The sequence below is a fragment of the Kribbella sancticallisti genome, from assembly GCF_039530625.1.
Classification (GTDB): Bacteria; Actinomycetota; Actinomycetes; order Propionibacteriales; family Kribbellaceae; genus Kribbella; species Kribbella sancticallisti.
The window spans coordinates 101,208-124,700 of record NZ_BAAAOS010000048.1; the positions used below are offsets into that span (position 1 = coordinate 101,208).

Genomic DNA, 23,493 nt, shown 5'->3' on the forward strand with positions numbered 1-23,493 from the left:
AGCGTCGATTCCGGCCCCACCGCACCGCCCCGGTCAGGGGAGTTCGGGCGACGCCCCCAACGGTACGGCGGCCGGGCGGTCTACCGTGCTCGCCACGTCCACCGGCTGGTCATGAGCCGCCGCTTCGAGCAGGGACTCCAGTACGTCGAGCACGTGGTACGCGAGCGCTCCGTCGGCGCGGTGCGGTTCTCCGGTACGGATCGCGCGAGCCATGTCGGCGACACCCACGCCGCGGCCCGCTCCGGCGTACCCACCGGCTACCGGGAGTTCCGTCCAGTCGCGGTTGGTCGCGGTGGCGATCTCCACCTTGCCGTCGAAGTTGTTCGGATCCGGGACGGACAGGCTGCCCTCGGTGCCGTAGATCTCGATCCGCGGGAGCCGGCCCGCCCAGACGTCGAAGCTCATCAGCACAGTCGTCAGTGCACCCGACTCATGCTCGAGCACTCCGGTCACGTGAGTGGGGACCTCGACCGGGAAGGTCTCGCCCGCTCGTGGGCCGGAGTGGATCTTCCGCTGGTCCTGGGAGCGACCCGCTCGCCCGGTGACTCGGCGTACGGGTCCCAGGAGGGTCACCAGGCTCGTCACGTAGTACGGGCCCATGTCGAGGAGTGGGCCGCCTCCGGGCTGGTAGTAGAACTCCGGAGCCGGGTGCCACAACTCGTGCCCGGGAGTGACGAAGGCAGCCATCGCAGCAGTCGGTACGCCGATGTCGCCGCGGTCCAGGGCGACTCGTGCGGTCTGGGTTCCGGTGCCGAGCACGGTGTCGGGAGCGCAGCCGATCCGCAGGTTGTTGGCGGCCGCGAGTTTCAGGAGCGGTTCCGCCTCGGCGCGATCGACGGCGAGCGGCTTCTCGCCGTACACGTGCTTGCCGGCCTGCAGCGCGGCCTGGTGGACCGGGGCGTGCGCTGCCGGGATGGTCAGGTTGAGGACGATGTCGACCTCGGGATCGGCCAGCAAGTCGTCGGAGGACAGCGCGCGGATCCCCTGGTGCTGGTCGGCGATCGCCTGGGCCCGGCTGATGTCGAGGTCCGCGACGGCGACCACGTTGACGCCGGGGAGCTTGCCGAGGTGTTCCAGGTAGGTGCCGCTGATGACGCCGGTGCCGACGATGCCGATCTTCGTCACCTGGTCGTTGGTGACTTGGTCGTTGGTCACTTGGTCGCCCACAGCAGCCCCCGCTCGATGATGGTGCGGACCTCGGGGACGTCCAGGTCGGCGAGGCTGTGGCCCGGAGTACAGACGAAGATCTTGCCGTCGCCCCAGGTGCGGGTCCAGACCGCCGGCATCGTCGCGCCCTCGATCCACGGGAAGTCCGGGTGAGCCCGGAACGTGGTCGTCGCGAGCACGTTGTTGGTCGGGTCGGCGTGCACGTAGTACTGCTCGGTGTGCAGGTCGAAGTGGGTGATGCCCTCGACGATCGGGTGGTCGGCGACGACCTCGATCCGGTGGTCGACGAAACCGCCGGGGTGCGAGACGAACTGTCCGCCGGTCATGAAGCTGTAGTCGGCGTTGCTGCGGAACGAGTCGACGATGCCGCCGTGCCAGCCGGCCAGCCCGGTCCCGGCGCGGACCGCGGCCTCCAGGCCCTTGGCCTGCTCGTTGGTGATCTTACCCATGCTGATGCACTGCAGCACCAGGTCCGTACCGTCCAGGTCGAGGTAGCTCTCGGTCGTCTCGGAGACCACGACCTCGAAGTCGTTCTCCCGCAGGAAGGGGATGAACAGCTCGGTCGCCTCGACCGGGAAGTGCCCCTCCCAGCCGCCCCGGACCACCAGTGCCCGTCGTGTCGTCACGCCGTCCGCCCTTCGTCGTTGACCTCAGAGATCGGATGAATCGCCGACCGCTCTCGCGACCCTAGGCGGCGGACACCGGGCCTTCAAGTGCCTTTCCAACGGCTGGATAGGGCTTGCCGGAATCGGCCACCGAATGAGCGCACCGGTAGCGCCACGGAACTTCCGGCACGGGGCGCTAGGGTCGGGGCCATGGGCTGGAAGTTCTGGAAGCGCGAGCCGAACCCGATGGATCCGCAGCAGTTGCTGAACCAGGCACACGCCGGCTCGCCCGATCGCCCGCAGGACGGCCGGCCCGACGGACCGCACGACAGGGCCGATCGCGCGCCGGACCGACCGCAGGACGGCGTACCGGTCGGGGTGTTTCTGCTGACGGTCGAGGACGTCTTCTCGATCACCGGGCGCGGCACGGTCGTCACCGGCCGGGTGACCGCGGGCATGGCCGAGGTCGGCGACCAGGTGACGATCACCCGGGCCGGGCTGCCGATCGCGACCAGCCGGATCACCGGCGTCGAGGCGTTCCGCAAGACGCTCACCGCGGCCCGCGCCGGCGAGAACGTCGGCCTCCTGCTCGAAGGCGTGGCCCGGGACCAGGTCCTCGCCGGCGACGTCATCTCCCGCTGACCGGACCGTGAGCGCGGCCGGTTAGGGTCGCGGTATGAGTGCGTGGGTTGAGCTGGGCGATCGGGTGTGGGTCCGTCGATACCCGGAATGGGATCTGAACGTCGGGCTGGTGGTCGGCAGCGAAGGCGCGCTGGTGATCGACACCCGGGCCTCGACCGAGCAGGCCGAGGAGTTGCTCGCCCACATCCGGGAGCTCACCGACGCCCCGATCCGCTGGGTGGTGAACACGCACGCCCACTTCGACCACACCTTCGGCAACGGCGTCTTCGCCGAGGCGACCAGCTACGCGCAGGAGCACGCCGCGGCCGCGCTGGCCGAGCGAGGACCCGCCCTGCAGCAGAAGTACCGCGCCACCCCGGGCGTCGATCCGGACTACCCCGAGATCCCCGAATCGGTGATCGCGGCAGTGGCCGCGACCGAACTGGCGGCGATCGACACCACCTTCGCCGTCGCCAAGGTGATCGAACTCGGCGACCGGCGGGTGGAACTCCTGCACCTGGGCAACGCGCACACCGACGGCGACGTGGTGGTCGTCGTACCGGATGTCGACGTGTTCTTCGCCGGTGACCTGGTCGAGGAGTCCGCGCCCCCGTCGTACGGCGACGACTCGTATCCGCTCGAGTGGCCCGACACGGTCGACCGGCTGATCGGGTTGCTCTCGGCATCGGCCACGGTGGTTCCCGGGCACGGCGCCGTGGTGGACGCGGAGTTCGTCCGCGATCAGCGCGACGACCTCGGCACGGTCGCCAACACGATCTCCGGGCTGCACCACAACGGCACCCGGCTCGAGGCCGCTCTGGCCCACACCGAGGACTGGCCGTGGCCGTTGGCGCACGTCGAACAGGCCATCCGCCGCGGCTACGAGGCCCTCGGCACTCCCCGCCGTCCGGAACTCCCGCTGCTGGGCCTCGGCAAAGCAGACTGACTGCCCCTACCTGAGCGACTCCGGGGGCGGGTGACGCTCTGGGGTTATGCGTTGACATGGCGTCCGCGATCCCGCACTTTGGTCCGAAACGACTGCGGACGAGGTGGCGACCATGACCGACGTGGCAACATCATCCGAACAGCTCACCCACCCCGACGGGCGGGTCGAACTCGCCGATCCGGCCGCCATCGCCGACAGCCGCTACGGCAACGCCGAACTCGCGCCGACCCGGATCCCCGAGCGCCGCTGGACGACGTACAACTACGCCGCGCTGTGGATGGGGATGGCCCACAACATCCCCAGCTACCTGCTCGCCGCCGGCCTGGTCGCGCTCGGGATGAACTGGCTGCAGGCGTTCATCACGATCACGCTGGGAAACCTGATCGTGCTGCTGCCGCTGCTGCTGAACAGCCACGCCGGGACGAAGTACGGCATTCCCTTCCCGGTGTTCGCGCGGGCCTTCTACGGCGTCCGCGGCGCGAACTTCCCGGCGCTGCTGCGGGCCTTCATCGCCTGCGGCTGGTTCGGCATCCAGACCTGGATCGGCGGCCAGGCGATCTACGTGATCGTCGGCGAACTGGCCGGCTCCGGCTGGACCGAGTCGGCGTCCGTCGGCGGTCATCCGTGGACGCTGTGGCTCAGCTTCCTGTTCTTCTGGGTGCTGCAGATGGTGCTGATCTGGCGCGGCATCGAGGGCCTGCGCCGGTTCGAGAACTGGGCGGCGCCGTTGGTGACGGTGGCGTTCCTGGCGCTGATGATCGCGATCCTGGTGAAGGCCGGCGGCCTCGGCCCGATCCTGTCGCAGCCCTCGAAGCTCGGCTGGGACGCCGACTTCTGGAAGATCTTCGCGCCGTCGCTGATGGGCATGATCGCGTTCTGGGCCACCCTGTCGCTGAACATGCCCGACTTCACCCGGTTCGGCAAAGGCCAGCGCCAGCAGGTGCTCGGCCAGATCATCGGCCTGCCGACCACGATGTCGTTCATCGCGCTGGTCTCGATCATCACCACCTCCGGCACCGTGGTCGTCTACGGCAGCGCGATCTGGGACCCGGTCGAGCTGACCCGCCGGTTCGAGAACCCGGTCGTGGTGACGGTCGGCCTGGTGATGGCGATCCTGGCCACCATGTCGTGCAACGTCGCCGCGAACGTGGTCAGCCCGTCGTACGACTTCGCGAACGCGTTGCCCCGCTGGCTGAACTTCCGTACCGCGGGCCTGCTGACTGGCGTCATCGGCATCCTGATCCAGCCCTGGCGGCTGATTTCGGACCCGTCCATCTACATCTTCGTCTGGCTGTCCTTCTACGGCGGCCTGCTCGCGTCGGTCGCCGGCGTACTGATCGCCGGCTACTGGTTCGTCGACCGCACCAACCTGTTCCTCGCCGACCTCTACCGCCCCAACGGCCGCTACTGGTACTCCGCCGGCTGGAACTGGCGAGCGGTAGTCGCCACCCTCTTCGGCTCCGTCCTCGCAGTGGGCGGCGCCTACTCCAACCCCGGCGCCGGCCCATTCCCCGAAGACGGCCTGATCCCCTTCCTCCAACCCCTCTACGACTACTCCTGGGTCGTAGGCCTGATCGCCGGCTTCGTCGCCTACCTCGCCCTCACCATCACCTCCCCCGTCCGAGAACCAACCGCCGGCCACGCGGCCCCGACTTCCTGATTCCGCAGTAGGGCCCGGGATACGGTTGGGCGGTGACTGACCGGTATGGGAATGACGTGCTCTCGGGTGACTGGCGCAAGCCCAAGAACGGGCGGACCGTCGATCTGGTGATCGAGAAGGGGCTGGTGGTCGAGGAGCCCAGTTCCGGGTACGTCGGGGCCGTGGTCCGGTGGGAGCACGGCGTCGTCGATCTGGAGGATCGGCACGGCAAGATCAAGACGTATCCGCTCGGGCCCGGGTTCTGGGTGGATGGGAAGCCGGTCAACCTGGTCGCGCCGAAGAAGGCTGGGCCGGTGAAGAAGACCCGTACTGCGTCTGGCTCCGTCGCGGTCTCCAACGTGCGGGCTCAGGTTGCCCGGGCGAGCCGGATCTATGTGGAAGGGCGGCACGACGCCGAGTTGGTCGAGCGGGTCTGGGGTGACGACCTGCGGATCGAAGGGGTGGTTGTCGAGTACCTCGAAGGCGTCGACGATCTGCCGGCGATCGTGAATCGGTTCCAGCCGGGGCCGGGGCGGCGGCTCGGCGTCCTGGTGGATCACCTGGTCGAGGGGTCCAAGGAGTCGAAGATCGCGGCGCAGGTGACGAACAGGCACGTACTGGTCGTCGGCCACCCGTTCATCGACATCTGGGAGGCGGTCAAGCCGTCGTCGCTCGGGATCGCCGCCTGGCCGAAGATCCCGCACGGGCAGGACTGGAAGAAGGGCGTGCTCCAGACCTTCGGCTGGCCCGCCACCGATCAGGCGGACGTGGCCGCGGCCTGGAAGCACATCCTGTCGAAGGTGCGCAGCTTCGCCGACCTGGAACCGGAACTGCTGGGCCGGGTCGAGGAACTCATCGACTTCGTGACGATGGACTGACGGCGCGCGCTACTTCCGCGCCGAACTGATCGGCGGCATCTTCGTCTCGATCCAGGCCCGGATCCGGCGGCGCTGACGCCGGACGTACCACGACATCACGAACAGCGAGGCGCCGACGGTCAGCACCAGGCCGGCCAGCAGCGCCGCGATGATCCGGACCGCGGCGAGGTCGACCACGCCGGCCACCACCAGCAGCAGGACGCCCGCGCCGAGCAGCGCCAGCGGCGGCCACTGCTGGAAGATCAGTGGGCGCTTCGCCGGAGTCAGCTCGACGTTCTTCACCAGCCGGTGCCACAGGCTGAACCGGGCCGGCTCGGTAATCCAGCGAGCGACCTGCAACAGCCATGAGTCCGGCTTGCTCTTGCGGCCCGCCATCGCCTTCGTCCAGTTGCCGATCGCCGGGCTCAGCCCACTCGACACGTCGACCATCCGGTCGGCGAGTCCCTTGGTGGTGGCGACACCTTCGCGGCTGGTGTTGAGCTCGTCCCGCATCGTCGTCAGCGCGGCCAGCCCGGCGTCCACCGGGAAGTCCTCGGCCAGCCGCTGCACCCGCTCGGCGACCTTCTCCAGCTTCCAGTCCTCCGACTCGAGCACCTGACGCTGGGTCTCGCGGACCCACTCCGGGTCGGCGCCGAGCATCGCGCCGAGGTGGGCGACGCAGTGCAGCCGGCCCATCAGCCAGTCCCAGCGCCGCCAGTCCGCCGCCCCGAAGGCGCCGAAGTGGCCGACCTGGGTGCCGTACAGGATCCGGTCCTTGAGGTCGTTCGCGATCGACCCCTCGGGCAGTTCGTCGAGCAAGGTCAGCGGGATGTCCGGTCCGAGCCGGAGGAACTGGAACGGCGCGCTGCGCTGCTGCGGCGTCCGCGCCGACGTGCAGCGCGACACGATCTCCACCTCGAGCGCGGCCTCGACCACGTCGATGCCGACCACCTCGATCAGCGCGGCGAACTCGTCGCCGAGCGCGCGCTGCACCTGCAGCATCTCGAAGATGTCGTTCAGCCCGACCGCGACCGCCTCGGCTCCCCCGGCCGGCTGCAGGTCGAGATCGGCCTCGGCAAGCTCCTCGGCCAGCGCGTCCCGCACCGCCAGCACCTTCTGCAGGCTGTCGCTGGTCGCCTTCAGCCGCCGCTCCAGGTCGACGCGGACGTCACCTTCCGCGCTGTCGATCCTGGTCCGCAACGACCGCAGTACCAGCCGTACTACGCGCTCCGCGGCGCCGGTGCCCCAGGCCCAGACAGGGTTGCCCGCGGCATCCTTCGTCACCGGCGCGGTCGATCCGTCCGGACCGGGCACCCACGGGTGGTCGGTGCCCAGGACGTCGTCGATCTCCGACTCCGACAGCGCCGTCGCCGCGTCCAGCACGGTCGACTGGTCGTGCGTCGCGATCGTCACGGCCTCCCAGACGCCACCGGCCGCACGGCCCCGCGAGTACGCCGGTTGCAGCAGTTCGGCCGCCTTCCGCAACCGGTCCCGCTCGTCTGGTTGCTCGATACAACGATCGAAGAGCCGCTGCGAGTCCGACCAGGACGCGTCGGCCTCGAGCAGCAACCGCTCGAGTTGTTCCACGTCGGACCGGAAGTCCACCTCGCGCGGGAACTGCACGGCCGACAGCGCCGCCACCCGCCAGTTCGGTTCGGTCGCGTCCACCAGCCGGGTCGCGGCCGACCCGATGCCGGCCGACGGTACGACGTACAGCACGTACCGGCTCGCGCGGCCCGTCACCGGCCGCCGCGCGACGACGTCGAGCACCGGCCCGAACGGCGCGTTGTCGAGTACGCCGCCGTCCACCAGCCAGGCGCCGGAGTCCGCCTGATACGCACCGGGCTGCATCCGCGGCGGCGTCGCCGCGAGCTTCGGCGTCTCCAGCACCGGCCCGAACGCGGCCGGGAACGAGGCGGACGCGCGTGCTGCCCGGGCCAGCAGGTTGGTGTCCTTCAGCCCGTTCTTCTCGGTGAACGAGAAGGTCCGGTGCTTGCCGTCGTAGCTCGCGGCGGTCTCGCTGGTGAAGCAGAACAGATACCGATGATCCGGTACGACGAACCGCTGCCCGGCCGCGTCCTTCGCCTCGAACTGCTGGACCCCCAGCCCCGAGGCGGTCACGAACAACGTCACCGGCTCCGCGTCGTTCGGCTTGCCCGCATCGGCGACACCGTCGAGCAGGTTCTTCAGCTCTTTCAGGAAGTACTTGCCGTCGAGCACCGAACTGGACGCGACCCCGACGGCCGGCACCAACTTGCCGACCTCGAGCGAGCCGAGCCCGACCCAGCGCTGCCGCAACCACGGCCCGCCGTCGCCGTCGGGATCGAGGGTCGAGCCGTGCGAGATCGCTGTCGCGAGCAACGATCCGTTCAGCCCGCCCGCACTGGTGCCGGCGATCACGTCGACGACCACCCGCCGCTGTTCGCCGTCGCGGTGGCACAGTTCGCGCCACCGGCCGGCGAGCACCTCGTCGTACGGCTGCGCGGCCGGCTCGGTACTGGCTCCGGAGGCGCGGCGGATCAGGTCGAGCTCATGCGTGACACCGCCCATCCAGACCGCCAGACTGACGCCCCCGTTGAGAACCAACGCGATCCGGATCTCGTGATCAGTCATGTTTCCCCCACTAGTCACCCCGTACTGATACCACGATCGTGACCGGCATTGACAGCCATCGCAGCGGAGAGTGAACAAAGAGGTACCCGAACTGTTGTCGCGGGCTGCGCACGAGTTCATCCTGAAGGCGGGGGTGGTCGTCATGAACCTGTGGCGCACCGCGGCATCGGCCTGCCTGCTGGTGCTGATGATCGGATGCACCGATACCGACGGCGCCGGGACCGACCCGGGAGTCGCGTCGGAGAGCCTGCCGGCCGGCTCGGACAGCGAGCCGCCGGTCGAACCGACCGAGCCCGAGGAAACCCAGTCCACCCTGCGCCGGCCGTCGATCGAGCTCGCCTCGGCACCGATCGGCGGCAACGTCCAGGCCGACGGCGCCAACCAGTGCGCCGAGGTGAACTGGCTCGGCACCAACCCGATCCCGGACGGCACCATCATCAGCATCGGCACGCCACACCTCGAACCGGGCGGCGTCTTCGAGCTGAACCAGTCCGCCTGCGCCGAGGAGCTCCGGCCCTGCCCGTCGGTGCAGTGGCAAGGGGGCAACTTCAATGCCTGTTACGTCGGCGTCCGCCAGGTCGCGAACAGCGACACCACGATCCAGCTGATCATGCCGGTCTCGGCGACCTGTGCGACCGAGGAGGACTGCAAGAGCCTGGAGGGGGACAAATCCGGCAGCCAGATCTCCTTCAGACCAGGCCCCCCGAGTGGCTGACGAACGCTCCCAGGCCGAGCGCTGGGTGAGTTTCGCCGCCGGCATCGTCGCACCCGTCACGCTGATCAGCGGGTTGCTGTTCTACTTCGGCTACGTCTCGGCGCGGTCGGAGTACGAGTACTTCGGGATCGACGTCGACACGATCGGCCTGAGCACCCGGGACTACGTGATGCGCAGCCCGCAGCCGCTGCTCGTCCCCTTGCTGGTGATGACCTTGATCGCGGTGGCCGGACTCCTGCTGCACAACGCGGTCCCGCTCACGGCGACCGGAGTACGCCGCGCCAAGGTCGTCGCGGTCGTGTTCCTGCTCCTGGGTGTGCTCGCGCTGATCGGCTACCCGTTCCTCGGCGACCTCCCGTACTACGCCCTGTTCGTCCCGCTGGTGATCGGCCTGGCCGCGGCGGCACTGGCGTATCTCTCGTACGCCGACCGCAAGCTGCGGAAGCTCGCCCCGCAGTACGTGCTGATCGGGCTGCTCGCGGTCGTCACCACGACCTGCGCGTTCTGGGCGACCGCGACCACCGCCCAGTACTCCGGCCGCGGACTGGCCAAGTCGCACGCGGCGGACCTGAGCCAGTTCCCGGTGGTCATCCTCGACACCAAGGAGAGGCTGCAACTGCGCTCCCCTGGGATCGAGGAGACTACGCTGCGAGCGGGAGCCGGGCAGACGTTCAACTACCGGTACCGCGGACTCCGGCTGCTCGTCGTCGGGCAGAACCGGCTCTTCCTGGTCCCGCAGAACTGGAATGCCTCGAACACGACGCTCGTCCTCCCGCTGGACGGCTCGATCCGGGTGCAGTTCCAGTTCCAGAACGACCCGCCCTAGCTCTAGCCCTAGCCCTAGGCCGAGCCGCGGATGATCAGTTCGGTGTCATAGATCTCCGGGCTGGTCAGGTCGGCGCCGCCGATCTTGGCGAGCATGATCTCCGCCAACCGCGCGCCCAGCTTCTCCACCGGCTGCCGGACCGTGGTGAGCTTCGGGGTCGTCGTGGTCGCGACCACCGAGTCGTCGAACCCGACCACGGCGACGTCGTCCGGAACCCGCCGGCCGAGCTGGGACAGCACCCGCAGGGCCGCCGTCGCCATCAGGTCGCTCGCGACGAACAGACCGTCGAGGTCCGGGTGCTCATCGAGCAGCCGCAGCGCGGCCTGCTCACCGCCGTCCGCGGTGAAGTCGCCGTAGGCAACGGCCTCGGTCAGGCCGGCCTCGGCGGCGACCTGCTGATAGCCGGTCAGGCGATCCAGCCCGGCCGTCATGTCCAGCGGACCGGCGACGGTGCCGATCTTGCGACGCCCGATGGACAACAGGTACTCGACCGCGGTCCGGGCCCCGGCCACGTTGTCGACGTCGACGCTCGCGACCGGTACCTCGACGCCGAGCGGGCGGGCGCTGAAGACGATCGGCAGCGGCAGTTGGGCCAACTCCTGCAGCACGTTGTCGCGGCCGTGGTGGCTGACGATGATCGCGCCGTCGACGTGACCGCCGCGCAGGTACCGCAACAATCGCTGGTCGTCGCCCTCGGCCGGCTCGATCAGCAGCACCAGTTGCGACGAGGTCGGCGCCAGCGTCATGCTCACGCCGCGCAGGATGCCGGCGAAGAACGGGTCCGAGAAGACCCGGCTGTCCGGCTCCGGGACGACCAGGGCGACCGAGTCCGTCCGGCGCGTCACCAGCGCCCGGGCGGCCCGGTTCGGCACGTAGCCGAGCTCACCGATGGCCCGTTCGACCGCGGCGACCGTGTCCGGCAGCACCTTCGGCGAACCGTTCACCACCCGCGACACGGTGGCCCGCGAGACCCCCGCGAGGGCGGCGACCTGCTCCAGGGTCGGGGATCCACTGTCTTGCCTCTGCATCGACAACGGACCTCCCCGGCTGATTATGACGTTCACACCGTAGTACTTCGGGGCTCCGCGCGCCGGTTAGCCGCCCCTGCGAGTGTTGGCCGCTTTCTCGGCTTCCCGCAAAGCCTGCTGCCAGGCGTCGTCCGGCGTCTGCTTGCCTTCGTCCACCCGGGCCAGGGCCTGGGTGAACACCTGGTTGATCTCGCCGTCGCGGGGACCCTTGTGCTGCTTGAGGATCACGTTCTTGGCGCGGTCGATGAAGATCCGGCCGACCGGTGCCTTGTTGAAGTACTCGTTGACCTGACTCTTCACCTGCGGCGCGTCGTAGGCGTCGACCGTGGACGGGAACGAGCCGACCTTGCGGAACACCTTGATCTGCTGCTCGGGCGCGGTCAGCCAGGCGGCCAGCTTCGCGGCCTCCTCCGGCTGCTGCGACTGCATCGGCACGGTCAGGTACGAACCGCCCCAGTTGCCACCGCCGCCGGGGAACACGTTGGCGACGTCCCACTTGCCCTTGCCGAAGCTGCCGGCGTTGTCCTGGATGACGCCCAGCAGCCAGCCGGGGCAGGCCATCGTCGCGAACTTGTCGGTGCGGAACGCCTTCGTCCACGCCGGACTCCAGGCCGGGAGCTTCGCGGACAGACCGTCCTGGCTGCCCTTCACGATCTGGTCCCAGGTCCTCTTCAGCAGCGGGTTCTCGGCGCCGAGGTAGCGGTCCTGGTTGGAGTAGTAGGCCTGGATCAACTGGTTGCGCATCGCTTCCCAGGTGAGCACCGCGGAGTCGTACCAGGCGCTGTTCGGGACTTTCTGCTTGAACCTGCGGCCGGTGGCGAAGTACGAGGACCAGTCCGGGAACAGCTTGGCGACCTCGGCCCGGTCGGTCGGCAGGCCGGCCTTGGCGAACAGGTCCTTGCGGTAGCAGATCGCCTCGGGGCCGATGTCGGTGCCGTAGCCGATGATCTTGCCGTCGCCGGTGGTGGCGCCGGCCACCTTCCAGTCGAGCCAGCGTTCCTTCAGGTCGTCGGCGCCGTACTGGCGCAGGTCGACGAACTTGTCCGCCTTGGCCAGGTAGTTGTAGATCCAGCTGACCTCCATCGCCTCGATGTCGGCCAGGCCCGAACCGGCGGCCAGGTTGGTGTCGAGGTTCTTGATGTGTTCGTCGACGGTCTTCGCCCGGCGCTCGGTGATCTTGACGTTGGGATGGGCGGCCTCGTACTCCTGGTACAGGTCGCCGTAGCCGAACTCGTTGAAGGTCGCGATGGTCAGTTCGACCCTCGGGCCGTCGCCGGTGCCGGACTCGGTCGAGGCCGACGGGTCGCTCCCGCCACAGGCGGAGACCAGCAGGGTGAGGCTGCAGGCCAAAGCGACGACAGCAAAACGTGGGCGGGCACTGGGCCGCATTCGAATGCTCCCTGATACAGGACGGGTTGAGAGCGCTCCATTTTTAGAAAGTGTGCTGAGTTTCGGGCGTTATGACGGAGTGTGTCAAGCGCCACATCGTTACGCTGAGATACGACCGTCACTTGGTCAGTACATAGCCGTCGTGAATGTCACCGTGTGATTCACGGCGGTCACGGATCGCCGATTTCAGGGCAGAAGATCGCGCACCACGGCGTCGGCGAGAAGCCGCCCGCGGGTGGTCAGGACCAGCCGGTCCGTCTCGACCAGGAGGCCGTCGGCGACGGCCAATTTGGCGGCGGCCTGGCCGGGTTCGTCGAGTACGTCGAGCGGGAGTCCGGCGGACAGTCGGATCTCGAGCAGCACCCGCTCCACCCGGCGGGTCTCCTCGTCGAGAGTCTCCCGCGCGTACGCCGGGCTGTCCCCCGCGGCCAGGCGGTCGGCGTACGCGCTCGGGTGCTTCACGTTCCACCAGCGCACGCCGCCGACGTGACTGTGCGCGCCGGGGCCGATGCCCCACCAGGTGTCACCGCGCCAGTAGAGCTCGTTGTGCCGGCAGCGGGCGTCCGCAGTATGGGCCCAGTTGGAGACCTCGTACCAACCGAGGCCCGCGCTGGTCAGCAGGTCGTCGGCCAGCAGGTACTTGTCGGCCAGGTCGTCGTCATCCGGCATCGGGAGTTCGCCGCGGCGGACCCGCCGGGCCAGTTGGGTGCCGTCTTCAACGATCAACGCGTAGGCGCTGACGTGGTCCGGTTCCGCCGACAAGGCCGACTCCAATGAGACGCGCCAGTCCTCCAGCGACTCGCCGGGCGTGCCGTAGATCAGGTCCAGGTTGACGTGCTCGAACCCGGCGGCGGTGGCCTCCTTCGCCGCCTCCAGGGCGCGGCCCGGAGTGTGCTTACGGTCCAGGATCTGCAGCACGTGCGGTGTCGCACTCTGCATCCCGAACGAGACCCGGTTGAAGCCGGCCGCCCGGATCGTCTCCAGATACGCCGGATCCACGGACTCCGGATTCGCCTCCGTCGTCACCTCCGCGTCCGGCGCCAACCCGAACTCATCCCGTACTGCGGCCAGCATCCGCCCGAGGTCATCCGCCGGGAGCAGGGTCGGGGTGCCGCCACCGAAGAACACCGTGTCGACCGGCCGGTCCAGGTCACCCAGCACCCGCCGGGCCAGCCGGACCTCCGCTACCGCCGTCTCGGCGTACGACGCCTGTGATCCGCCGCCGCCGAGTTCCTTGGCGGTGTAGGTGTTGAAGTCGCAGTAGCCGCAGCGGGCCGCGCAGAAAGGCACGTGCAGGTAGAACCCGAACGGACGCGCGGCGGCCTCGTGGACGGCCGGCTCCGGCAGCGACCCGTCCCGGGGCGCAACCTCCCCCTCGGGCAGTGTCGATGGCACCTGTCCATCGTACGTGCAGGGAAAGCTAGTCCCCGCCGGACAGGTGCAGGGTGATCAGCGAGCCCTCGGCGGCGCCGTCGCGGCTTCTCGGGTCGGTGTAGGCCACGGTGCCTTCGGTTTCCGGGGAGTCCACCCGCTCGTCGGCCACGGTGACCTCGAAGCCGGCCCTCCGCAGTACGTTGGTGGCCTCGTCCGGCCGCATCCCGTTGACCGGCGGAAGTTCCTTCACGGCGCCCTTGACGATGCGGGGGTTCGGGGCCACGAACCGGCGCAGCGGCATGCCTTTCAGCGCGCCCTGCATCGCGGTCTGCCACAGCGGGCCCGCGGTACCCGAACCGGTGGGATCGGCGATGTCGCGGCCGTCCAGGGTGTGGCGGTGCATGAGGTTCGTGTACGGCAGGTTCGCGTCGGCCACCACGGCCGCGGCCGCGAGGTTCGGGGCGTAGCCCGCGTACCAGACGGCACGGTTGTCCTGGATGGTTCCGGTCTTGCCGGCCAGGTCCCAGTTGCCGAAGTTGAGCCGTCCGCCGGTGCCGCCCGGTTCCATCACGGCGCTCAGCACCCGGTTCACGCCGTCGGCCACCTCGGGCGCGATGGCCTGGCGGCACAGGGGACCCGGGATCTTGACCGGCTTGGCCGACTTGTCGAGCACCGAGGTGATGAGGAAGGGCCGGCAGTACTTGCCGCGGGCCGCGAAGGTCGCGTAGGCGTTCGACAGCATCAGCGGCGTCACGTAGCCGACGCCCAGGGTGAAGGAGACCACCTGGTCGAGCGGCTGCAGGGTCTGCGCGTTCTGCATGCCCAGGTCGGCGGCGATGGTGGCCGGCGCGCACAGCCCCGTGCGCTGGGAAAGCTGCAGGAAATAGGTGTTCGTCGAGGCCTTCGCCGCCTCGATCATGGTCAGGTTGCCGCTCTTGGTCGAGTTCTGCGGCCGATAGTCCGGATCCCGCGTCGTCCCCGTACAGGTGGTGAACTTCTTCCCGCTCAGGTCGATCTGCGCCGGCGAGTTGATCCGGTAGTCCAGCGGCAGGCCCTTCTGGATCGCCGCCGCGAGCACGAACGCCTTCATCGTCGAGCCGTTCTGGAATCCGCCGTAGCCCCCGGCGTACGACTTCTCGACGTTGTAGTTGTACGCCGTCTCGTTCCGGCCCTTGCCGTACGTCCTGCTCTGCACCATCGCCTTCACCACGCCGGTGCCGGGCTCGACGACGGTGATCGCGGCGATGGCGCTGTCGCCGGACTTGGTGTGCTCGTCGATCGAGGCCTGGGCGGCGGCCTGGATCCTGGGGTCGATCGACGTCAGCACGGTGAGGCCGCCGGTCTTCAGGTAGTGCTCCCGGTCCTTCACGCTCCGGCCCAGGGCCGGGTTGTCCAGCAGCATGGAGACGACGTACTCGCAGTAGAAGGGGTAGCGGGATCCGGCACAGCCGTTCGGGACCTTCCGGACCTTCGCCAGGTCGATCACCGGGGTCCTGAGCGCGCTGTTGGCCTGTGCCAGCGAGATCACCCCGAGCTCGAGCATCCGGCGGATCACCACGTTGCGGCGGTCCTGGGCGCGCTTGAGGTTGTTCGTCGGGTCGTAGCCGGTCGGGTTCTTCACCAAGCCGGCCAGTAGTGCGGCCTGCGGCAGCGTGAGGTCCTTGGCCTTGGTCCTGAAGTAGTGCCCAGCAGCAGCCTGTACGCCGTACGCGCCGTCGCCGAAGTTCGCCAGGTTCAGATACCGCTCGAGGATCTCGTCCTTGGACAACTCCTTCTCCAGGGCGACCGCGTACCGCAACTCCGTCAGCTTGCGCTGGTACGTCACCGCCGTGGCCGCGTGGCGCTCCTCAGCCGTCCGGGCCTTCTCGACCAGGCTCATCTTCACGTACTGCTGGGTGATGCTCGAACCACCCTGCTGCACCTCGCCGCCGGTCTGGTTTCGGACCAGCGCGCGCAGCGTGCCCTTGGCGTCCAGCGCGCCGTGCGAGTAGAACCGCGAGTCCTCGATCGCCACCATCGCCTGCCGCATGATCTGGCTGACCTGACTCAGCCGGACCGGCACACGGTGCTGCTCGAACATGGTGGCGATGAGCGTGCCGTCGCCGGCGAAGATCCGGCTGCGCACGGCCACCGGATCGGTCTTCAACTCCTGCGGCAGGTTGTCCACCGACTCGGCCACCTTCTCGGTGCCGAGTTCGGCCAGGCCGGTGAACGGGATCACCAGGCCGGCCGCGAGCGCACCGGACAGCACGCTCACGGCGAGGAACTTGTTCAACGCCCCGATCTTCGTACGAACGCCATTCCCCGTTGTACGCATATTTCCACGGTACGCCGATCGAGGTCTTCGCTCAGGTCCGTTGGCAAGCCGCGAGGACCCTGCGCCCCACCGTTCAGCCACGCTGTTGACAGAGCGTGAGGGACGGAGGGACTCTCGACCTCACGGAGGGTGAACAAAATAGTGGGGGGAATGAAAGATGCTGCGGAGCAGTGATATCGACACGCCTTCTGGCACTGGGGCTGGAGACGAATCCGAGGCCGGCCCGCCCGGCGCGCCGGCGGCCGAGGTCGCGCGCGCCGACCGCGATCTCCCCCGGGCTGCCAGGAAATGAAGGCTCGAGTGGCTAGGTCCTGTCGCGGGAGGGCCCGACGATTCGCGCGAGGGTTTGCGGTGATCTGCCTGCTCTCACTGCTCGCTGCCAACTGCGGAGAAACCACGGGCGCGGGCCGCTCCGACACCGATCCGCCGTCAACCCGCACCACCGGCGGCGTACCGTCGGTCGAAACCCCCACCTACGGCCCGGTGCCGGCTTCCAGTTGCTTGAACTCCACCGAGCAACTCTCACCCGCCACCGACCTGGAAGGCGTCACGCTGGCCCGCAGTACGGACAGCACCAGAACGTCACTCCTGCTCAAGAACACCGGGAGTCTCTCGGTCATCGTGATCCCGGACGAGAACCGCACGACGCGGCTGAGCCGAGCGCCTGCCCATGTCAACCCGACCGACCCCGCGTCGCAAGCCGCCCTCCAGGCAGTCGCCAACAGCGGCATGATCCAGTCCGTACCCGGCCTGCCGGGCGGCATTCCGTGGGACCAGGTCTACATCGTGCCGCCGCAGTGGGCGGTCTGCGCTCTCACTGGCGATGTGAGCGCACTCGCCAGTGTGCGCTACCTAAGAGACAAGACTTCCAGCGCCGAGTACTTCCTGGTGAAGGAACTAGCCGACGAACTGTCCTCCCGCTTCAGCCTGGCTCACCGACGAACCGCCGCCACGCTACAAACCTGCGCCGAAGGCACCTTCCAACTCCTCCAGGCCGACCCCCAACTCCAGGGTCTCGACCTCTACACCAAGGTCCTCGGGACAACATCATCCTGCCGCTCCAGCTACAAAACCCTCCTGGGCAACAACGAAAAGGCCACCCAACGAACAGGAACGAAGGTCTTGGGCCTGCTGGAGAAAACCCCAAGGCTGCTGGAAACCACCAAGTTCATCCGCGCTGTGCTCAGTTGAGGCACTGAACCACGCTCGCCCAACCAACGCACTTCGGCTCCCGCGCCGCCTGGTTTCACAAGCGAGCGACGCAGGAGCCCGCGCCAAGAAGTACTAGTCGTACATCTTGTCCAGGAGGTCGCCGTACGTTGTCTCCACGTACTTGCGCTTGAGCTTCAGGCTGGGGGTCATCTCGCCGCCCTCGACCGTGAGATCCCGGTCGAGAATGGTGAACTTCTTGATGGTTTCCCAGCGGTTCAGCCCGGCGTTCAGCTCGTCCACATAACCCTGGACCAGCTTCCGCGCCGCGTCCGACGTCACGATCTCCGCGTACGACTTCCCGCCCAGGTCGTTCTGCTCGGCCCAGCCCTGGATCGCCTCCGGGTCCAGCGTCACCAGAGCAGAGACGAAGTTCCGTTGCGAACCGTGTACGAGGAACTGGCTCGCGTACGGGCAGATCATCTTGAAGCGGCCCTCGATCACCTGCGGCGCGACGTACTTGCCGCCGGAGGTTTTGAACAGGTCCTTCTTCCGGTCGGTGATGAAGAGGTACTCATCCTCGAAGTGCCCGATGTCGCCGGTGTGGAACCAGCCGTCGGCGTCGATCACCTCGGCGGTCTGGTCGGGCAGGTTGTGGTAGCCGCTCATCACGCCGGGACCCTTGATCAGGATCTCGCCGTCCTCGGCGATCTTGAACTCGGCCGCCGGGAAGGCCGGCCCGACGCTGCCCAGGCGGTAGTGGTCCGGCCGGTTCAGCGTCGATCCGGCGGCGGTCTCGGACAGGCCGTAGCCCTCGAGGATCAGCAGCCCGGCAGCGTGGAACCACTCCGCCAGCCGCTTGTCCAGCGCGGCCGACCCGGACACGAAGAACCGGATCCGCCCACCGAAGCGGGCGCGGATCTTCGAGAGTACGAGCTTGTCGGCCAGCGTGTACTGCGCCGCCAGCGCTCCGCCCGGCTCCTTGCCCTCCTGCCGCAGCTTCGACACCTTGGCGCCGACCCCGAACGCCCAGTGGAACAGCTTCGCCTTGACCCCGCCCTCGGCCTCCATCATCGTCACGATCCGGCCGTGCGCCTTCTCGAAGACGCGGGGCGCGGCGGCCATGAAGGTCGGCTGTACGACACCGGCGTTCTCCACGATCTTGTCGACCCGGCCGTCGATCGCCGTCGCGAAGCCGATCTGGAACTGCACCGCGAGCAGCACCTGGCCGAACACGTGCGACAGCGGCAGCCACAGCAACTGCAGGTCGTCCGGGCTGAGCACCCGGATCCCTTCCACCGCGGCGCCTTCGTACGTCCACACCGAGTGCGGCAGCCGCACACCCTTCGGCCGGCCGGTCGTACCCGAGGTGTAGACGAGGGTGCACAGGTGCTCGGGCAGAACCTGCGCGATCCGCTCGTCGACCGCCTGCGGGTTGTCGTCCAACTGCTTGGCGCCGAGTTCGTCCAGCGCGGCCAGGCTCATCACCCAGTCGCCGTCGCGCTCCTCCGGCTCACCGTCGATCAGCACGACCTTCCGCACCGACCCGATGTCCGACTTGTGCTCACGCAACTTGTCGACCTGGCTGGCGTCCTCGGCGAACACCACCTGTACTTCGGCGTCCGCGACGATGTACGCGACGTCCGCGGCCATCGTGGTCGGGTAGATCGTGGTGGTCGCGGCGGCGGCGAGCACGCCGGCCAGATAGCACTGGACCCACTCGATCCGGGTGCTCGCGGCGATGCCGACCCGCTGCTCCGGCTGCACGCCGAGAGCGATCAGGCCGGCCGCGCGGCGGCGTACAAGGTCATCGGTCTGCCGCCAGCTGACCGACTGCCAGCCGTCGCCGGCCGGGTGCCGGAAGGCTTCCCGGTCAGGCGTCGCGGCGACGCGGTCGAGGAACATCTGGGCGAGGTGTTCCTTGCGGTTGCTGAGCAACGCGAGCTGGGGACCGTCGGCAACGGGCTTCATGTCTGGCCTCCACGAGGGGTCAAGTAACCGAACGGTAATGGAACGAGACAGCGCTGACTATGCCCTTCGCCAGCCCGTCCGCACCAGGTCGATCACGTTTCCGCAACAGGCGCGCACAGTCGGTCGCACTAGCCTCACTGTCCGTTCTACTCCCCCGTCGGCTCACCCGGTCCCGGCGACCGGCCGGCTTCAGCGGCGCTGCTGCAGGAGCTCCGCGATCTGGACCGCGTTGAGAGCGGCTCCCTTGCGGAGGTTGTCGTTGGAGACGAACAGGACGAGCCCGCGGTTGCCCGGCACCGACTGGTCCTGACGGATCCGGCCGACGTACGACGGGTCGTTGCCGGCGGCGTACAGCGGGGTCGGGAGGTCGGCGAGCTCGACACCGGGCGCCTGAGCGAGCAACTCCGTGGCCCGCTCCGGCGTGATCGGGTCCGCGAACTCGGCGTGGATGCTCAGCGAGTGACCGGTGAAGACGGGCACGCGGACGCAGGTCCCGGCGACCGCGAGATCCGGCAGGTGCAGGATCTTGCGGCTCTCGTTGCGGAGCTTCTGCTCCTCGTCGGTCTCACCGGTGCCGTCGGCAACGATCGACCCGGCCAGCGGGAGCACGTTGAAGGCGATCGGACCGGCGTACACCTGCGGCTGCGGCAGGGTGATCCCGTCGGTCCCCTGCGCGAGCCGGCCGGCGCCTTCGATCAGCGACCTGGTCTGGTCCTCGAGCTCCTGGACGCCGACTCCTCCGGAACCGGAGACAGCCTGGTACGTCGAGACGATGAGGCGGGTCAGCCGCGCTTCCCGGTGGAGCGGAGCGAGCACCGGCATCGCGGCCATCGTGGTGCAGTTCGGGTTCGCGACGATGCCCTTGGGGAGGTTGGTCAGGTCATCCGGGTTGACCTCGGCGACCACCAACGGCACCTCGGGGTCCATCCGCCAGCCGGAGGAGTTGTCCACCACGACCGCGCCGGCAGCGGCGACCTTCGGCGCGAACTCCTTGGACGCCGTCTTCCCGTTGGAGAACAAGGCCAGGTCGAGTCCCTTGAAGTCGGCCGTCGCCGAGTCCTCGACGGTGACCTTCTCGTCGCCGAACGGCAGTTGACTCCCCGCCGAGCGCGCCGACGCGAAGTACCGGATCTCATCGACCGGAAACTCCCGCTCCACCAGCAACTGGCGCATCACGCCACCGACCTGACCTGTGGCCCCGAAAACTCCTACTCGCATGGAAGGAGCCTAGTAGAAGGGACCCGCCTCGTTCCGCACTCGTCCACAGCGCGGGCAGCCGGTCACTACCGCCCGTACACCGCCGTTTGCTCTTCGACCCGCTGCTGGTCGTCCGCGAGGATGCCGCCGTCGACCGCGACCAGGTCGAGCGGGTACTCGACGAGGAACGTGACGAAGTCCGGCAAGTGGTAGGCGTCGGCGACCGCCGCGTTGATCCCTCGCAGCATCTTGCGCTTGGCCTCCCCATCGACTCCCTTCGGGACGTGCAGGACCAGCACAGGCCTAGCCGGTTCGGAGCCGAGGGCCCCGTTCTGGCTCACGCTGTCGTGCGGCCATTCGTGCAGGAAGATCCGCGTGTCGTCCGGGAACGGGAACACCTCGTACACGGCGTCGTAGATCCCCTTCACCAGTTCCCTCTTCTTGCCGAGTTCGAGGCCGGTGGGGACGTCGAGATATCCAACGGGCATGTCCTTCTCCTTCGATCGGTTGTACTTTCTTTTAGAAACTTCTTACTTTCTATCAGAGAGCAGAGAGCATGTCGATAGGAAGTAGTCGCAGTAGGATGGAAACCATGGCGACCAACCGTCGGTACGGTGATGGATGCGCGATCGCGACCGCGCTCGACTATGTGGGCGAGCGATGGGCCCTGCTGATCGTGCGAGAGCTCCTGCTGGGCGCGAAACGCTTCACGGATCTGCAGGACGGGCTGCCCGGCGCGGGCTCCAAGGTGCTGGCCCAGCGATTGCGGGATCTGGAGAGCGGCGGCGTCGTACTGCGTCGCACCCTCCCCCCACCGGCGAGCTCACAGGTGTACGAGCTGACCGAGTGGGGCGCGCGGCTGGATGGCATCGTCGTCGCGCTGGGACGCTGGGGAGCCGATGCGCCGGAGCCGTCCGGGGACCCGGTGGGTGCGGACTCGGCCATGATCCGGCTGCGCAGCTTTTTCGGCGCGCAGCCGGCACACCCATGGACGGCCACCTATGAGATGCGCCTCGGCCGGTACCGCTTCACCATCCGGATCGCGGATGGTCAGCTCGCCGAGGTGAGCCGCGGGGAGCCGCGCGAACGCCCCGACACGGTCATCGAGACGGATCCCGGCACCCTGAACGACATCCTCGGCGCGGATCGGGCACGCACCAAGGCCATCAAGGACGGCCGGCTCGCCATCACCGGGGACGACCAGGCCGGCCACCGGCTCTTCGACGCCGTACGGAGCTGAACCGGCGCCGGCCCGGTTCCTCTGGGGCGGGAGAGGGAACCGGGCCGGCGCGGCGGGGATGGATCAGGAGTCGGAGACGAGGACCCCGCCGTTGGCCACGTCGGACTTCTCGATCTCCTGGAACACGATGCGGACGGCCTCGCGCTTGGCGCCGAGGATGGCGATCGCGGAGTCGGTGACGGCGGCGACGAACTCGCGGCGCTGGTCGAGGGTGCGACCGGAGAGCAGTTCGACGGTGATGTTCGGCATGAGGCTCCTCAGGAAGATGTCAGTTCTGCATTGTGGAACATTGTTCCAGAATGGGGATCAGTTCACCGCCGCTGCCCGACGGGCGAGAACCTCGTCGGTCTCGTCGGGATCGGTGTTCAGCGAGTCGAGCAACTCGTCGACCTCGGGACGACGCTCGGGCAGCAGCAGCCCGAGGCCGACGTACACGACCAAGGATGTTGCCAGCGGCAACGCGACGACCAGGGTCGTGTCGGTGGAACCGGCACCCCACTTCACCACCGACCAGACGATCAGGCCAGCCGCCCACGAGGCGATCGCCGCCCGCGCGCCGCAGCGCCGGAACCAGGGCAGCAGGCCGAGCATCAACGGGATCGAGATCGGGCCCATGGTCGCGGCCACCAGGTCCACGACGATCTTCAGCACCACCCCCTGGCCGCCGGTGATGATCGCGATCAGCATGCTCAGGGTGACGAAGGTGAAGGTGGTGATCCGGGCGAACTTCAGGATCCCGGCGTCGCTCAGCCGGCGCAGTCTCGGGACCAGCACCGGGCCGATGTCGCGGGTGATGACGGAGGAGATCACGTTCGCGTCCGAGGCCACCATCGCCATCGTGTGCGAGAAGAACCCGGCGAGCACGAGACCGATCAGCCCGCTCGGCAGCAGCAGTTGCGACAGCGCGACGTACGACTGCTCGGCCTTGCCGATGTCCGGCACCAGCAGCGGCGCGGCGCACATCGGGATGAACAGCACCAGCGGCCAGACCAGCCAGAGCACCGACGACAGCAGCGCCGACCGCTTGGCCTCGGAACCGGACGGCGCGGCCATGTAGCGCTGGGCCAGATTCCACATGCCGCCGTTGTACTCGAACGTCTTGATGAACAGGAACGCGATCAGGAAGACCGGCGTGTACGGCCCGGTCAGCGCGTCACCGTGCCCCTCGGGCAACTGGTCCCACATCCTCCACAGCGTCGGGATGCCGTCCAGGTGGGTCAGCACGCCGACGAACATCGCGATCCCGGCCGCGGCCTGGATGATGAACTGGCCGAAGTCGGTGAGTACGTCGGCCCACAGGCCGCCAAGCGTCGCGTAGAGCATCGTGACGACACCGGTGAGCAGGATGCCCCAGCGCATCGGCACGCCGGTGAACCCGTTCAGCAGTACTGCGATCGCGACCCACTTCGCCGCGATGTCGACCACCTTCAGCGCGGCACCGGAGTACGCGAGCACCTGCTGGGTCGGCAGGTTGTAGCGCTGGGCAAGGTATTCCAGCGGTGAGACGACGCCGTGTTTCGCCCGCAGCCGGTTCCACCGGGCGGCGAACACGAACGCGCCGATCCCGACCCCGACGCCGATCGACACGGCCCACCAGACGTACACGGTGATGCCGTAGTTGTAGGCGACGGCCGCGAACGCGACGAACATGACCGCGCTGTAGCCGGACATGTGGTGGGAGATGCCGGACAGCCACCAGGGAATCCGGCCCCCGGTCGTGAAGTAGTCCACGACGGTCTTGATCTTGGTGCGGGACCACAGCCCGATCACCACCATCAGCACGAAATAGCCGGCCAGCACCGTCCAGTCGAGCGCGGTCATCTGGTGTCCTCCAACATG

The 23,493-nt window shown here is 68.3% G+C and carries 20 protein-coding genes; 8 read left to right on the forward strand and 12 right to left on the reverse strand.

Annotation, left to right across the window (positions count from 1 at the left end; translation table 11 throughout):
• Positions 1 to 33: 33 nt before the first annotated feature.
• Positions 34 to 1,155: a Gfo/Idh/MocA family protein gene (locus ABD255_RS29855; RefSeq protein WP_344219863.1), complete on the reverse strand. Its 1,122-nt coding sequence runs from the start codon at positions 1,153 to 1,155 to the stop codon at positions 34 to 36.
• Entirely contained in the window at positions 1,152 to 1,793 is a 642-nt protein-coding gene (locus ABD255_RS29860) for a ThuA domain-containing protein (RefSeq protein WP_344219865.1), read from the reverse strand. The genes ABD255_RS29855 and ABD255_RS29860 overlap by 4 nt, the downstream gene beginning before the upstream one ends.
• 189 nt (positions 1,794 to 1,982) lie before the next feature.
• Between ABD255_RS29860 and ABD255_RS29865 the strand changes: the two genes are divergently transcribed.
• From ABD255_RS29865 to ABD255_RS29880, 4 genes are all read left to right on the forward strand, one after another.
• Positions 1,983 to 2,414 (forward strand): EF-Tu/IF-2/RF-3 family GTPase, encoded by a 432-nt coding sequence (locus ABD255_RS29865; RefSeq protein ID WP_344219867.1) that lies wholly within the window; start codon positions 1,983 to 1,985, stop codon positions 2,412 to 2,414.
• A 34-nt stretch (positions 2,415 to 2,448) separates the two neighbouring features.
• Positions 2,449 to 3,339: an MBL fold metallo-hydrolase gene (locus ABD255_RS29870; RefSeq protein ID WP_344219869.1), complete on the forward strand. Its 891-nt coding sequence runs from the start codon at positions 2,449 to 2,451 to the stop codon at positions 3,337 to 3,339.
• Positions 3,340 to 3,451: 112 nt separating this feature from the next.
• Positions 3,452 to 4,999, forward strand: a complete 1,548-nt coding sequence (locus ABD255_RS29875; RefSeq protein WP_344219871.1) for an NCS1 family nucleobase:cation symporter-1 — start codon at positions 3,452 to 3,454, stop codon at positions 4,997 to 4,999.
• A 32-nt stretch (positions 5,000 to 5,031) separates the two neighbouring features.
• A complete protein-coding gene (locus ABD255_RS29880) occupies positions 5,032 to 5,856 on the forward strand; it encodes a DUF3097 domain-containing protein (RefSeq protein ID WP_344219873.1) in 825 nt (274 codons plus the stop codon).
• Positions 5,857 to 5,865: 9 nt separating this feature from the next.
• Here ABD255_RS29880 and ABD255_RS29885 read toward each other — a convergent pair whose 3' ends face one another.
• On the reverse strand, positions 5,866 to 8,448 hold the full coding sequence (locus ABD255_RS29885; RefSeq protein ID WP_344219875.1) for a DUF3376 domain-containing protein: 2,583 nt from the start codon (positions 8,446 to 8,448) through the stop codon (positions 5,866 to 5,868).
• A gap of 70 nt (positions 8,449 to 8,518) precedes the next feature.
• Here ABD255_RS29885 and ABD255_RS29890 point away from each other — a divergent pair, with 70 nt between their 5' ends.
• Both ABD255_RS29890 and ABD255_RS29895 read left to right on the forward strand, forming a co-directional pair.
• On the forward strand, positions 8,519 to 9,163 hold the full coding sequence (locus ABD255_RS29890; RefSeq protein WP_344219877.1) for a hypothetical protein: 645 nt from the start codon (positions 8,519 to 8,521) through the stop codon (positions 9,161 to 9,163).
• Positions 9,156 to 9,989, forward strand: a complete 834-nt coding sequence (locus ABD255_RS29895; RefSeq protein WP_344219879.1) for a hypothetical protein — start codon at positions 9,156 to 9,158, stop codon at positions 9,987 to 9,989. Before ABD255_RS29890 ends, ABD255_RS29895 begins: the two co-directional genes overlap by 8 nt.
• Before the next feature lie 14 nt (positions 9,990 to 10,003).
• Here the strand turns inward: ABD255_RS29895 and ABD255_RS29900 are convergent, their stop codons facing one another.
• From ABD255_RS29900 to ABD255_RS29915, 4 genes are all read right to left on the reverse strand, one after another.
• A complete protein-coding gene (locus ABD255_RS29900) occupies positions 10,004 to 11,017 on the reverse strand; it encodes a LacI family DNA-binding transcriptional regulator (protein ID WP_344219881.1) in 1,014 nt (337 codons plus the stop codon).
• A gap of 66 nt (positions 11,018 to 11,083) precedes the next feature.
• Positions 11,084 to 12,406: an ABC transporter substrate-binding protein gene (locus ABD255_RS29905; protein ID WP_344219884.1), complete on the reverse strand. Its 1,323-nt coding sequence runs from the start codon at positions 12,404 to 12,406 to the stop codon at positions 11,084 to 11,086.
• 186 nt (positions 12,407 to 12,592) lie between these two features.
• The gene (hemW, locus tag ABD255_RS29910; RefSeq protein WP_344219886.1) at positions 12,593 to 13,801 is read right to left on the reverse strand and encodes a radical SAM family heme chaperone HemW; all 1,209 of its coding nucleotides are present in this window, start codon (positions 13,799 to 13,801) and stop codon (positions 12,593 to 12,595) included.
• A gap of 25 nt (positions 13,802 to 13,826) precedes the next feature.
• Complete coding sequence (locus ABD255_RS29915; RefSeq protein WP_344219888.1) at positions 13,827 to 16,097, reverse strand: penicillin-binding protein; 2,271 nt, start codon at positions 16,095 to 16,097, stop codon at positions 13,827 to 13,829.
• A gap of 351 nt (positions 16,098 to 16,448) precedes the next feature.
• On the opposite strand from ABD255_RS29915, the gene ABD255_RS29920 reads away from it, so the two are divergent.
• Complete coding sequence (locus ABD255_RS29920) at positions 16,449 to 17,288, forward strand: hypothetical protein (RefSeq protein WP_344219890.1); 840 nt, start codon at positions 16,449 to 16,451, stop codon at positions 17,286 to 17,288.
• Positions 17,289 to 17,381: 93 nt separating this feature from the next.
• Here ABD255_RS29920 and ABD255_RS29925 read toward each other — a convergent pair whose 3' ends face one another.
• The 3 genes from ABD255_RS29925 to ABD255_RS29935 form a co-directional block, all read right to left on the reverse strand.
• Positions 17,382 to 19,217 carry an AMP-dependent synthetase/ligase gene (locus ABD255_RS29925; RefSeq protein WP_344219892.1) on the reverse strand — a complete coding sequence of 612 codons (1,836 nt, stop codon included), beginning with the start codon at positions 19,215 to 19,217 and terminating at the stop codon, positions 17,382 to 17,384.
• Between the two features lie 189 nt (positions 19,218 to 19,406).
• Positions 19,407 to 20,435: an aspartate-semialdehyde dehydrogenase gene (locus tag ABD255_RS29930; RefSeq protein ID WP_344219894.1), complete on the reverse strand. Its 1,029-nt coding sequence runs from the start codon at positions 20,433 to 20,435 to the stop codon at positions 19,407 to 19,409.
• A 65-nt stretch (positions 20,436 to 20,500) separates the two neighbouring features.
• Positions 20,501 to 20,902 (reverse strand): tautomerase family protein, encoded by a 402-nt coding sequence (locus tag ABD255_RS29935; RefSeq protein ID WP_344219896.1) that lies wholly within the window; start codon positions 20,900 to 20,902, stop codon positions 20,501 to 20,503.
• 104 nt (positions 20,903 to 21,006) lie between these two features.
• On the opposite strand from ABD255_RS29935, the gene ABD255_RS29940 reads away from it, so the two are divergent.
• A complete protein-coding gene (locus ABD255_RS29940) occupies positions 21,007 to 21,654 on the forward strand; it encodes a winged helix-turn-helix transcriptional regulator (protein WP_344219898.1) in 648 nt (215 codons plus the stop codon).
• Positions 21,655 to 21,717: 63 nt separating this feature from the next.
• On the opposite strand, the gene ABD255_RS29945 is transcribed toward ABD255_RS29940, so the two are convergent.
• Together ABD255_RS29945 and ABD255_RS29950 are read right to left on the reverse strand one after the other, a co-directional pair.
• Positions 21,718 to 21,903 (reverse strand): tautomerase family protein, encoded by a 186-nt coding sequence (locus tag ABD255_RS29945; protein WP_132194310.1) that lies wholly within the window; start codon positions 21,901 to 21,903, stop codon positions 21,718 to 21,720.
• A 57-nt stretch (positions 21,904 to 21,960) separates the two neighbouring features.
• Positions 21,961 to 23,475 carry a sodium:solute symporter family protein gene (locus ABD255_RS29950; RefSeq protein ID WP_344219900.1) on the reverse strand — a complete coding sequence of 505 codons (1,515 nt, stop codon included), beginning with the start codon at positions 23,473 to 23,475 and terminating at the stop codon, positions 21,961 to 21,963.
• Positions 23,476 to 23,493: the final 18 nt, after the last annotated feature.

What these genes read in the sequence shown, in the direction of transcription:
- ABD255_RS29925 (WP_344219892.1), bottom strand. Translation starts at nt 19,217, where the DNA reads ATGAAGCCCGTTGCCGACGGTCCCCAGCTCGCGTTGCTCAGCAACCGC.
- ABD255_RS29885 (WP_344219875.1), bottom strand. Translation starts at nt 8,448, where the DNA reads ATGACTGATCACGAGATCCGGATCGCGTTGGTTCTCAACGGGGGCGTC.
- ABD255_RS29870 (WP_344219869.1), top strand. Translation starts at nt 2,449, where the DNA reads ATGAGTGCGTGGGTTGAGCTGGGCGATCGGGTGTGGGTCCGTCGATAC.
- ABD255_RS29940 (WP_344219898.1), top strand. Translation starts at nt 21,007, where the DNA reads ATGGCGACCAACCGTCGGTACGGTGATGGATGCGCGATCGCGACCGCG.
- ABD255_RS29950 (WP_344219900.1), bottom strand. Translation starts at nt 23,475, where the DNA reads ATGACCGCGCTCGACTGGACGGTGCTGGCCGGCTATTTCGTGCTGATG.
- ABD255_RS29915 (WP_344219888.1), bottom strand. Translation starts at nt 16,097, where the DNA reads ATGCGTACAACGGGGAATGGCGTTCGTACGAAGATCGGGGCGTTGAAC.
- ABD255_RS29945 (WP_132194310.1), bottom strand. Translation starts at nt 21,903, where the DNA reads ATGCCGAACATCACCGTCGAACTGCTCTCCGGTCGCACCCTCGACCAG.
- ABD255_RS29935 (WP_344219896.1), bottom strand. Translation starts at nt 20,902, where the DNA reads ATGCCCGTTGGATATCTCGACGTCCCCACCGGCCTCGAACTCGGCAAG.
- ABD255_RS29905 (WP_344219884.1), bottom strand. Translation starts at nt 12,406, where the DNA reads ATGCGGCCCAGTGCCCGCCCACGTTTTGCTGTCGTCGCTTTGGCCTGC.
- ABD255_RS29865 (WP_344219867.1), top strand. Translation starts at nt 1,983, where the DNA reads ATGGGCTGGAAGTTCTGGAAGCGCGAGCCGAACCCGATGGATCCGCAG.
- ABD255_RS29930 (WP_344219894.1), bottom strand. Translation starts at nt 20,435, where the DNA reads ATGCGAGTAGGAGTTTTCGGGGCCACAGGTCAGGTCGGTGGCGTGATG.
- ABD255_RS29875 (WP_344219871.1), top strand. Translation starts at nt 3,452, where the DNA reads ATGACCGACGTGGCAACATCATCCGAACAGCTCACCCACCCCGACGGG.
- ABD255_RS29900 (WP_344219881.1), bottom strand. Translation starts at nt 11,017, where the DNA reads ATGCAGAGGCAAGACAGTGGATCCCCGACCCTGGAGCAGGTCGCCGCC.